Source organism: Elstera sp. (assembly GCF_044372965.1).
Lineage (GTDB): Bacteria > Pseudomonadota > Alphaproteobacteria > Elsterales > Elsteraceae > Elstera.
This window is the reverse complement of record NZ_JBILQX010000112.1, coordinates 1-11,437: the sequence shown is the minus strand read 5'-3', so window position 1 is coordinate 11,437 and position 11,437 is coordinate 1. Positions and strand designations below refer to the sequence as shown.

Sequence of the window (11,437 nt, the reverse complement as noted above, 5' to 3'; positions counted from 1 at the left end):
CAATATTTGCGCGCGGGCCTGTATCAATTGGAAGTCGCGAGCCTGAGGGGCACCGTGGGGCGGGCGCACCTCTCCCTGTCCCGTGCGCGCCTGACCGAGGGCGAGACGCTCCAGATCGATCAGCCCGCCCGCGTCGGTTTGGCGCGCGGCACGGGGGCGATCTTGCCGTTTACGGTAGAGAAGACAGGGCGCTATTCGCTGCACGTGCTGAGCCTTGCGCAATCCATCGGTTTCCGGTTGGAAGATGCCGAAGGCTGGCCGGTTCTGCCCCTGTTCTACCAGCCGGAGCCGTTCGGCGAGGCGGGCTCAAAGCTCACGGTGCCCTTGACCGCCGGTCAGTACCGTCTCGTGCTGCTACCGCCACCCCTGGCGACGCGCGCGTTGGTGCGCCTAACGCCGGAGGCCGTTGAGTCCGCGCCACCCGAGGGCCACGGCCCGCATCCGCTGGCCTTGAATGGGGTGCAAGATTTCCGCTGGTTTGAACCCGCGCAGCCAGACCAGCCGCGCGTACCCGACCAGTGGGAATTTTCGCTGCCAGGGCCAACCCGGCTGAAGCTTGCGCTCACCGAAGGCATGGTCGGCCAGCTTGAGCGCGAACAGGCGGGGGCCTGGACAGCAGTCGGCGCGGTGAGCAATGCCGTCCCCTTCAATCAAACTGTCGCGGGCGGGCGCTATCGGCTATTGTTGACGGCGCTCGCGCGGAACAACCGGCTCGGCTACCGGTTGACCAGCGCGACTGAGCAGATTTTGCCCGATCAGCCGCGCGTGGTGGACCTACCGACGCGCCAGAGCTTTACGCTCGATACGCCGCAAACCGTGCGCCTCTCGTCCTTCGGCACGAAAGACGTCAAAGCCGTTCTGCGTGACAGTGAAAATCGGATTATCGCCCAGGCTGATGACCGGCAGAACGATTGGAACTTCGTCATCGTGCGGGCGCTTGCCGCCGGAAGCTATAGTCTTTCGGTCGAGCCCGTCACGCCGCCGCCTGCGGGGGTTCTTCCGGCAGAGGATGCCAGCGCGCCAGCCTACGACGGCGAAGGCGAGGGCGAATATTACGAGGGCGACGGGGAGGTTTCGGACGAATCCGACGCGCCGCCCGCGATAGAGGATGCCGGTTTAATCCAGCAGGCCAGCCTTGCGGCGGGAGCGGTTGAGGTGAACCTCACCTATTTGCCGGAAACGACCGCTGCCCCCATAACGCTGGCGCCGGGCGCCGCCCAAACGGTCGCCGTCGTGGGAACGCAAAGCCTGCTGCCCCTCAATGTGGCCGCTGGGCAAGGGTTGGCGCTGATCGAAGCCGGTTTGGGCTCGGAGCTTTTGCTGAGCCTGGAGCGGCAGAGTGCGCCGGGCGGGGCGTGGGAAACGCTTGCTCAGGCCAGCGGCCCGGCCCCCATGCTCGCTTTCTTACCGGGGGCGGAGACCTATCGGCTGCGCGCCGTCACGCTAGGGGCCTTGGAGCCCCGTGGTCGGCCGCTGACGCTTCGGCAGAGTGCCGTTCCCGCGCAAGCTTTGGGTGAAATCCTGAATTTTGTACCGCAAGAAGGCTCCGCGCGGGCCGTCGCGCGGTTGACCATTCCAAGCGCGGCGGTGGTCGATTTGGGCGGTGCGGCCCCGGAGCTTTTAAGCGTTTCCGGCGCGTCTGGCGTTGGCAAAGCCCTGCCCGGCGCGCTGCTGTTGCCCGAAGGCGAAGATCTGTGGCTCGTGCGGGCGCAGACCGAAAACCGGGCGCTCACCCCCCGCTTGTTGGCCCCGGCTCCCGATGCGCCGCTGTCTTTACGTCTGAGCGGAAGCGCCACGGTGGCGGTGCCGCCCGCGCCGGAAGGCCGGATTCAACTCTGGCAAGCCGACGCGCCCCAGGGGCAACCCTTCCTCGCCCTCGGGGGTTCGGTCGGGATTGCGCCGGGCAGCGCGGTTGCGCTGGGCAGCGACCCGAGGCTGCGAGTGGGGGCTGTCGGAGCGGCGGCAATGCCGATGGTCACGCTCACCCGCCATCTGCTGACCAGCCCCGGCCAGATGGAGGCGCGGTTACCCGCCGTCACGCTCACGCTCGATCCGCGCAGCAGCCGAGAATTGCGCCTGCCCGCCGGGCTGAAACGCCTCACGCTCGATGTTCCGGCGGGGCTTGTCGTCGATACGGGCGACGGGCTACCGCTGCTGTGGAGCGGCGCGCACCCCTTGAGCCGCCAGCTCGAAACGCGCACCGAACGGCTGCGACTGTTCAACCCCGGCACGGCTCCCGCAGCGATTGCGCTCCGCCAGATGCCGATTCCGGCCGCACGCTTTGCCGTCGGGCCGCAACAGAGTTTCAAGCAGTTCCTTGGCGCGGCGGGGTCGCTCGTGCTTGCCGTTGAGGGGCTGCCGGGGCAGGTGGTAATTGTCGAAGGCGCGTCGGGTGCCCCGGTTTGGCAGGGTAAGGACGGCAGCATCGCCCGGGGCAAGCGTATACCGATCCAAGGGCCGGGGGTTCTCAGTCTCGATCATCCGGCGGGCCTGCTCGCCGTTTGGGTCGACGGCCCCGGCGCAGGGTTCTGGCCCGCGTTGAAAACTCAGACGATGCAACTGCCCGGCAGTCTCCCCCTCTCCGGGGCGGCGCAGGCGGTGCGCCTAACGCTTGCTGAGCCGAGCCTTCTGCATTTGCGCAGTACCGCGCCCATGATTGCGGGGTTGCGCGCGCCGGGCGGGGGCGAGGGAATCCGTCTTTTCCCGTTGGGTGTCGATTGGCACCGCTATCTGCCCGCAGGCGAGGTCGAACTGCGCTTGGCCGCCCCGCAAGATGGCGCGCTCAGCGGAACCTTGGAACTTCAGGCTAGTCCGGTCACGCCGGTCGGCGAGGGGTTATCGCCGCCGATGCCGCTGGCGGCGGGGGATACGCGGGCCTTTGCCTTCACTGTGCCGCGCGCCGGGCGGATTGGCGTCGGCGTTCGGTCGGCGCGCGACCCGGCCTCGGTGCGGTTGCTCGATGCAGGCGGGCAGGTGCTCGGTGAGGGGCTGGTTCAGTATAAATCGGTGCCAGCAGGCGATTATGTGTTGGAGGTTCAGGCCCCGAGCGATGCCGCCCTGTCCTTGCAAGCCGCCGTGGTTGGTATCGCCGCCCCCAATCGCGGCCCGCCGCCCGACGTGCAGCAATCTTATCTCGATCTCGTCGGGCTGCGCGCCAATGCGCCGTAACCTCGCTTTCTCTTCGTTTCCGCTCCTGGGGATCCATCCGATGCGCTGGCTTGCTGCAACCCGAGTGGGGCTAACGGTTCTGATTTTGAGCGCGGGCGGCTTTGCCCTTGCGCAAACGCCTGCGGCCCCGGTGGCGATTGATCCGCCAACCCTGGTGCCTGCGTCGCCGCTCGATCAAACCCAGCGCGCCGATGGGGCGGTTTTGGTGCCGGATCGGTTTTTGCGGCGCTGGGATTCGCTCACGCTGTTTCTCGATCAGGATTTGGGGCCAAAAACGCCCGCCTCCGAAGATCAACCGGGTCGTTTCGTCGACCTCACCCCGCCGCAGCCGGGGGCATGGCAGTGGATTAATCCGCGCACGCTGCACTTCAAACCCGCCGAACCCTGGCCCGCCGGGCAGGTGGTGACGGTGCGCCTCGGCAATCGGTCCGAACGGCTGACGGTGCTGATGCCTGCGCCGGTCGCCGTGATTCCGGCGGATGGCGCAACCCAAGTGCCGCGCCCGCAGGAAATTCTGCTGAGTTTTGCCGAGCCGGTGGAACCCGATCTCCTCGCACGCCTGCTAACGGTCGAAGTCCGTCCCTATCCAGGAGTGGATGCCGGGCAGGGCCGCAGCCTGACGGGGCAGGATTTCACCGTAAAGCCGCTGGACCGCGCCGGGGCGAGCGCGCCCGCGAGCTATGCCATTCAGTTCCGTACGCCGATTGAAGACGGGGCGAAAGTCTTCGTGCGCTTACGTCAGGCGCTCGACGCAAGCTTGGACGCCCCAGTGAGCAGCAGCAGCTTTGCCACGGCGCAAGCCTTTCGTGCCACGGCCCTTACCTGTGGTCGTGGCTATGACGGCGGCAGCACCGACGGGGCCTTGCAGTGCCAACCGACGCGCTACCGTGAGGTCGACAGTGGCCCCGTCGTTCCCGGCCTGCGCCTAACCTTCTCGGCGGGCGTGCCGACGCTCGACCCGGTGCAGGCCGCCAATCTTCTGCGCATCTCGCCGCCCATCGATGGGCTGAAAGCCGCCCCGGACGGCCCGAACGCCCTGCGCCTCACCGGCACTTTTAAGCCGGATACGCTCTACGACCTCCGTCTCGGCGCTGCCGGGGTGGTGGATACCGACGGCAGGGCGCTGGATGTGGCGGCCTCGCCCGCGTGGAAATTCTTCTTTTCGCCCGAACGGCCCATTCTCGCCTGGGAAGCCTCGCAGGGGTTCGTTGAACGGCTGGGGCCGCAGATGGTGCCCATTCGGGCGCGCGGAGTGGAGAAACTCGACCTACGCATTCATCCTATCGACCCATTGTCGCGCGACTTCTGGCCCTTTCCCGATGCGGCGGTGACGGTTGACGAGGATCAAGAACCGCCGCTGGCCGGGCTGGAGCCGAAGCCGACCGATCAGGTCACGCCGATTACGCCGCAACTGCTCGCCGAGCGCCTGAAGGCCCTGGGCACGCCGTCGATTTCTGAAATTATCACGCTGCCGGGCAAACGCGGCGGCGGGCTCGCGCGCTTAGGGATTGATCTTCAGCCTTACCTCAGCCGCATCGCCGGGCCGGGGCGTCCGGGGGCCTATCTGGTTGGCATCCGCCGCACCGATGGCCCGGCCCAGCGCAGTTGGATGCGCATTCAGGTGACGGACCTGGCGCTATCGGCGGTGGAAGAAGCGGGGGCGGTGCGGTTCTATGTGACCTCGCTGGCGACAGCCCTGCCGATTGCGGGCGCGCGGATTCGGATCGAAGGGGGTTGGGGCCGTCAGGAGGAGCTGTTCGGCCAAGGCACCACCGATGCGCTCGGCTCCTTCGCTTGGAGTGCTCCCGGCGGCGCGCGCCAATCTTGGTATCGGCTCACCGTGAGCAACGGCGAGGACCGACTGATCTTCCACCCCAATCAAGACGTGCCGCGCTATGCCGGGCAAACCTGGAACTATACCAGCCGCGATTGGCTGGGTTGGACGCTGCGCCCCTTGGAGCCGCGCCAAGAAAAAGCGCGGCTGCTCTGCCATGTTTTTGCCGAACGACCGATTTATCGCCCGGAAGATCCGGTGCAATTCAAGGGCTTCGTCCGTACCTATCTCGGCGGAGCGCACCGTTTTGCGTCGGGTACAGGCGCGCTCGTCGTGCAAGGCCCGAACGATGAGGAGTGGCGCTATCCGGTCACGCTCAGCGAAACGGGTGCCTTCCATTTCGAATTTAATGAGAAGACCGACGCGACCGGCGACTATAGCGCCTATTATGAAAGCAACGCTAAAGACCCGGAAAGCTGCGGACAGGCGCGCTTCAAGAAAGACGCCTACCGGCTCCCCACCTTCGAAGTGCTGTTGAACGGCCCGCAGCGTGTCGCGCTTGATGAAGAGTTCGGGATCGACCTCTCGGCGCGCTATTTCGCGGGCGGCTTGGTGGCGGATCGGCCAATCCTGTGGCGCGTGACGCAAGCGCCGATTGCCTGGACCCCGCCGGATCGCGCCGGTTTCTTCTTTTCCAGCGATTCGCGCTTCGGGGCGGAGGAGAAATTCCGCGCGAGCCCGGTTTTGGAGCAGAACGCTCGTACCGACGAGAGCGGCTCGGCCCCCCTGAAACTCAATCCCACCTTGGAGCCGACCGGTCACCCGCGCCGCTATCAGATCGAAGCGACCGTAACCGGGCCGGACGATATTCAGGTGCGTACCTCTACCCAAGTGCAGGCGCTGCCCGCCTTCGTGCTGGGGGTTAAAGTGCCGCGCTATTTGGAAACGGCGACCAGCCTTCAGCCGGAAATCCTCGCCATCGGCCCGCAAGGCACGCCGGTTTCAGGGGTACCGCTGACGGTAAAGCTGGTGAAGCGCAGTTGGAATTCCCTGTTGCAAGCCGGGGATTTTTCCCAAGGCACGGCCAAATATACGACCGAAACCATCGATGAGGTGGTCGAGGAACGCAAAATCGCCAGCGGGGCCGACGCGCTGAAGCTGGAGTTTCCGATCCGCGAGGCAGGTGTTTATCTCGTCCAGGTCGAGGCCGCCGATAAAATCGGGCGGCGGCAATTTGTCTCGGTCGATCTCTTTATCAATGGCGGCGCGCCGGTGACTTGGTCGCGCCCGCCGACCGAAACGGTGGCGGTGAGCAGCGATAAAGACGCTTACGCTCCCGGCGAAAGCGCCCAACTGGTGCTGCAAAGCCCCTTCCAAACGGGCCGGGCGCTGGCGATTGTCGAGGAGCCGGAAGGGCCGTTCCGCTATCAATGGGTCGATATTGCCAAGGGGGTGGGCAGTTTCGCGCTGCCGATCCGCAAAACCCAAATGCCGCGCGTGGCGGTGCATTTTCTGGTGATGCGCGGACGCGTTGCCGGGGAGGCCCCCGCGCCATCGGCGCAGTTCGATCTGCGCAAACCCGCCACTTTGGCCGCGACGAAATGGGTCGCGGTCACGCCCGCCGCCCATCAGGTCACGGCGAGTTTTTCGTACCCCGACAAAGCCCGACCAGGACAGAAAATCGACGTGGTGTTGAGGTTGCGCGACGAAGCCGGAAAACCGCTGGCGGGCGAGGCGACCTTCTGGCTGATCGATCAGGCGGTTCTGTCCTTGGCGCGCGAACAGCCGCTGGACCCGTTGCCGAGCTTCATTGTGCCGCGCGACACGCATCTGGTGGCGCGCGATAGCCGGAACATGGCCTTCGGGATTCTGCCGCTGATGGAAACGCCGGGGGGCGATAAGCCGCTTGAGGATTTGGGCGTCGATAACATCGCCGTGCGCAAAAATTTTACGCCGGTGCCGATCTATTTGCCCACGGTGCCCATCGGCCCCAGCGGCGAGGTAACGATTCCGGTGACGCTGCCCGATAGTCTGACCCTCTTCAAACTGCGGGCGAAGGTGATTTCTGGGCCGGACCGCTTCGGCTATGCGACCGGTGAGTTGCCCGTGCGCTTGCCGGTGATCGCGCAACCGGCCCTGCCGCGGTTCGTGCGCCCCGGCGATGCGTTTGAAGCCAGCGTCATCGGGCGCGTGGTGGAAGGCGAGGCGGGCGCGGGCAAGGGAACGCTCAAAACCGATGGGCTAACGCTCACCGTTCCGGCGGAAAAAAGCTTCACCTGGGAGGGTAGCCGCCCGCAGCGCCTAGATTATCCCGTCACGGTCGGTCAGCCCGCCTATCGCGCCGATGGCACGCCCGAGCGGCAGTCGGTGCGGCTTGGCTTCACGGTTCAACGGGAGGCGGATCAAGCCGGGGATGCCGTGGAAATCACCCTGCCGCTGCGCCCAGATCGCCCGGCAGTGCGGCAACAGCGGCTGCAAACCCTGCTTCCCGGCGGCACCTTGGATCTTGCGGCCCTCACCGAGCCCGTGCGTCCCGGCACGCTGCGGCGCTCCTTCATCCTCTCCAGCGACCCCAGCATTCCGCGCGTGCTCGCGGGGATGCTGCAAGTGATGCAGGCCCCCTGGGGCTGTTCGGAGCAGCGCATTAGCCTTGCCCGCGTCGAACTCGCCTTGAAGCCCATCGCGCAAACCCTGGGGGAAACCGCGCTGCTGGAGCGCCTGTCGCGCGACGTGCGTAGTACCGTCGATGCGATTGATCGGTCGACCGATGAGCGTGGTCTTGTCGGTTTCTGGCCGAACTCGCGCGGTTATGTGCCGCTGACGGCTTGGGCGCTCCAGTTCCTCGTCGAAGCACGCGAAGCTGGGGAGACCATCGATCTTGCTTTGGTGCAGCGGCTCGCCAATGCCTTGAAGCAATCCTTGCGCGCGCCGGGGGCCGATCTGCGCGTCGGCGATGCCGCTTGGGCCGAGCGGGCGCAGGCTTTGGTTGCCTTGGCGCAAGCGGGGACGATGGAAACCGGCTATCTCGCCGAACTCGCCCGCCGTGCCCGGTTCTTGGGGCCGGAAACCTTGGCGCAAACCGTGCGCGTGTTGGCAGAAGCGAAATTCGCTGACACGCAGGTGCTCGACGCGGTGCAAACCCAATTGTGGAGCACGGTGAAGACCCGTCAGGGGCCGGAAGGGTTGGTCTATGACGGGATTACCGGCATGGGCAGCGGTGCGCTGATTCTGCCGTCTGAAACGCGTACCCTCGCCCAGATGGTGCGGGCGGTCGGCGTTGCTAGTCCGAAAGACCCGCGCAATGCCATTTTGGTGCGCGCGCTGGTGCAACTCGGCGAGGGCGACGGTTGGGGCTCCACCAATGCCAATGCGGAGGCGATTTTAGCCCTGATGAAAAACGGCCTGCAAACCGCAACGCCGCCCGCCCGGGCAACGCTGACGCTCGCCGGGGCCGCGCCGAAAACCATCGATCTGCCCGCCAATCGCCTCTTAGTGCGCGAAACTTTGCTCGACGCCAAAGCGCTGACGCTAACGGCGGCACCGGCGCAAGCGCCGCTGACGGTCACGCTAGACGAAGAGTTCTTGCCGCAGGCCTTGGGCTCGGAAGCGGTTGCCCAGGCGCAAGGTTTCGTTGTCCAGCGCGAAGGGTTCCGCGTTCCCACCGGGGGCGGGCCGCTCGAAAAACTCAGCCCGGTCAATGGCGCGATCACCCTTAGCGTGGGCGATGTGGTGGAAGACGTGGTGGAACTGGTCAACCCCGAAGACCGCACCCATGTCGCCATCCGCATTCCGCTCGCCGCCGGGATGGAGCCGCTCAATCCGGGGTTGGCGACGGCGCCGGCGGAAGCGAAAGTCAGCACCAAAACCAGCGAGGGTTGGAATGCAACGGCTTTCCTGGACGATCAGGTAAGCTTCTTCTTCAACGATCTGCCGCGCGGCACCTACCGCTTTGCCATCCGCAGCCGGGCCACGGTGGTCGGCAGCTTTACCCAGCCGCCGTCTGAGGCCGAAATGATGTATCGCACGCCCGTGCGCGGCAGCAGTGCCGGGGCGCGGATCGCGATTAGCCGCTAGGCGATGCGGCGTTTTTGGGTTTTCGGGGGTATCGGCCTCGTCGCGTTGGCGGGGCTGATTTGGGTTGGTGCGGAGGTTTCCGCCCGTGCCCATCTGGAAAGCCCCGCGCCCAGCGCACTGCTGGTGGACCGCAACGGCGCGTTTCTGGCGCAATTGGCCGAACCGGTCGCCGGGGCGGGGGCTGCGCCTCGGCTCGATTACGGCTTCTGGCCGCTTCCCCAGGTGCCGGAGCGGGTGGCGCTCGCGACCTTAGCGCTGGAAGATCAGCGCTTCTGGTCGCACCCCGGCGTCGATCCGCTGGCGGTGGGGCGGGCGCTGTGGCAACGGATCAGCGGCAGCGGACGCTCGGGAGCCTCGACGCTCGCCATGCAGATCGCGCGGATGCAGCGGCCCGAGGCGCGGCACTGGCGTAGCAAGCTTATGGAAGCCGGAACGGCGCTCCTGCTTACCGCGCGCTACGGGCGGGACGAACTGCTGCGCCACTACCTCCGCCTCGTCCCCTATGGCAACGGCAGCCACGGCATCGCCCATGCCGCGCGCTGGTATTTCGATAAGCCCGTTGAGGATTTAAGCTGGGCGGAAATCGCCTTTCTCGCCGCCCTGCCGCAAGCGCCGGCGCGGCTCAATCCCTTGCGAACGGAAGGGCTGCCGCGCGCGCTGGCCCGCGCGGGGCGGCTGCTGGCGCGGCTGGAAGCGCGCGGGGTTCTGACCAATGGCGAGCGCTTGATGGGGCAAGAACAGTTGCGCCGTCTCGCGCTCACCCCGCCCGCGCGCCGCCCGGAAAGCCTGCACGCGGTGTTGCGTCTGCAAGATCGCCTGGTGCAGACCGGCTGGAAGCCCAACAAGAGCGACGGGCGCGTGCAAACGACGCTGGATCGTGGGCTCCAGCGCGAGGCGGAACGGCTGCTCGTGCAGCATATTACCGAGTGGCGCGGGGCCGAGGCCGAACAGGCGGCGGCTTTGATCGTAGATCGGCGCACGCTGGTGGTGCGCGCGGCGGTCGGCTCGGCGGGATTTTTTGGCACGCCCAGCGGCGCGTTCGATTTCACCCGCAGCCTGCGCTCGCCGGGCAGCACTTTGAAGCCATTCCTGTTTGCGCTGGCCCTGGAGCAGGGGATTCTCGCGCCCGATCAGGTGATGGCCGACGCGCCGGAAGATGCTTTGGGCATTGCCAATGCCGATGGGCAGTTTCTCGGCCCGCTGCTGCCCCGGCAGGCGCTCGCCAACTCGCGCAATATTCCGGCGACCAATCTGCTGCGCAGCCTTGGGTTTGAGCCGACGTATCGGTTTTTGGAAGATTTGGGGCTTCATCATCTCTCGATCCCGGCGCAGCATTTCGGCCTGTCGATGGCAATCGGCGGCCTGCCGACCCGGCTCGATTGGCTGGTGCAAGCCTATGGTGCGCTCGCCAATGACGGGATGCTCCAGCCGTTGCGCTGGTACGCGGGCGAGCCGGGAGAGGCCCCGCGCCGATTGCTTTCCACCACCAGCGCGCGGCTGGTGACGGGGTTCCTCGCCGATCCGCTGGCGCGCCTGCCGAGCTTTCCGCGTAACGGGCCGACCGACTACCCCTTTCCCGTCGCCGTGAAAACCGGCACGTCACAGGCCTATCGCGACGCCTGGACCGTGGCCTATTCCGACGATTATCTCGTTGGTGTCTGGGTGGGGCGGGCCGATGCCGCCCCCATGCGGCAAGTAACGGGGGTGGCGGCAGCGGCTCCCTTAGCGCGCAGTCTGATGCTGCTCGCCCATCGCAGCACGGCGGGCGACATGCTGGATGCGGATTTCCCCGCGCCCGAGGGGTATGAGCGCGTTAGCCTGTGCAGTTTTACCGGCCAGCCGGCCGCCAAAGCCGAAACGACCGCCGGGTGCGGGCCGGTGTTGCGGGAATGGCTGCCACCGGATCGCCCGACGAGGCCCAGCGCACCGAGCTTGCCGCCGATGCTGGCGGCGCTGCGACTGGCCGAACAGCCGATCGCGCTCACCATCACCGCGCCGAAGAATAATCTGCGGCTCTGGCGTAACCCGGAAGTCCCGGAGGGGGCGAACCGGCTAACCTTGAAAATGGTCGCTGATCCGCCCGTCGCCGAAGTCGTCTGGTACGCCAACGGCGTCGCTCAGCAGGTCAGCCCGCCGGACGCGCCCTTCTATTGGCCGATCCAACCAGGGCGGCACGAATTTCAGGTGCGCTTGCCGCAGCGCCCGGAAACCTCCGCCCTGGTTAGAATCGTGGTAGAATAGGCGGTCTAGCCCGCGCGTAAGACCTTCGCCGCCGCGACCATCCGTTCCAGCGCGGGTTTGACCTCCTCCCAGCGCCGGGTTTTTAGGCCGCAGTCGGGGTTTACCCAAAGCTGTTCGGGCGGCAGATGGGTGCGGGCCTTTTGCAGCAGGCCAACCATATCGGCCTCGCTCGGCACGCGT

General features: G+C 66.4%; 4 protein-coding genes. 3 read left to right on the top strand and 1 reads right to left on the bottom strand.

Going from position 1 to position 11,437, the window contains the following annotated elements; all coding sequences use genetic code 11:
- The 3 genes from ACIQ36_RS13610 to ACIQ36_RS13600 all read left to right on the top strand — a co-directional run.
- Positions 1 to 3,168, top strand: a 3,168-nt coding sequence (locus ACIQ36_RS13610) for a hypothetical protein (protein ID WP_395830154.1), incomplete at its 5' end; no start/stop codon positions are given.
- A gap of 40 nt (positions 3,169 to 3,208) precedes the next feature.
- The gene (locus ACIQ36_RS13605; protein ID WP_395830152.1) at positions 3,209 to 9,016 is read left to right on the top strand and encodes an MG2 domain-containing protein; all 5,808 of its coding nucleotides are present in this window, start codon (positions 3,209 to 3,211) and stop codon (positions 9,014 to 9,016) included.
- Positions 9,017 to 9,019: 3 nt separating this feature from the next.
- Positions 9,020 to 11,257, top strand: a complete 2,238-nt coding sequence (locus tag ACIQ36_RS13600) for a transglycosylase domain-containing protein (protein WP_395830150.1) — start codon at positions 9,020 to 9,022, stop codon at positions 11,255 to 11,257.
- A 5-nt stretch (positions 11,258 to 11,262) separates the two neighbouring features.
- Here the strand turns inward: ACIQ36_RS13600 and ACIQ36_RS13595 are convergent.
- Positions 11,263 to 11,437, bottom strand: a 175-nt coding sequence (locus ACIQ36_RS13595; protein ID WP_395830156.1) for a hypothetical protein, incomplete at its 5' end; no start/stop codon positions are given.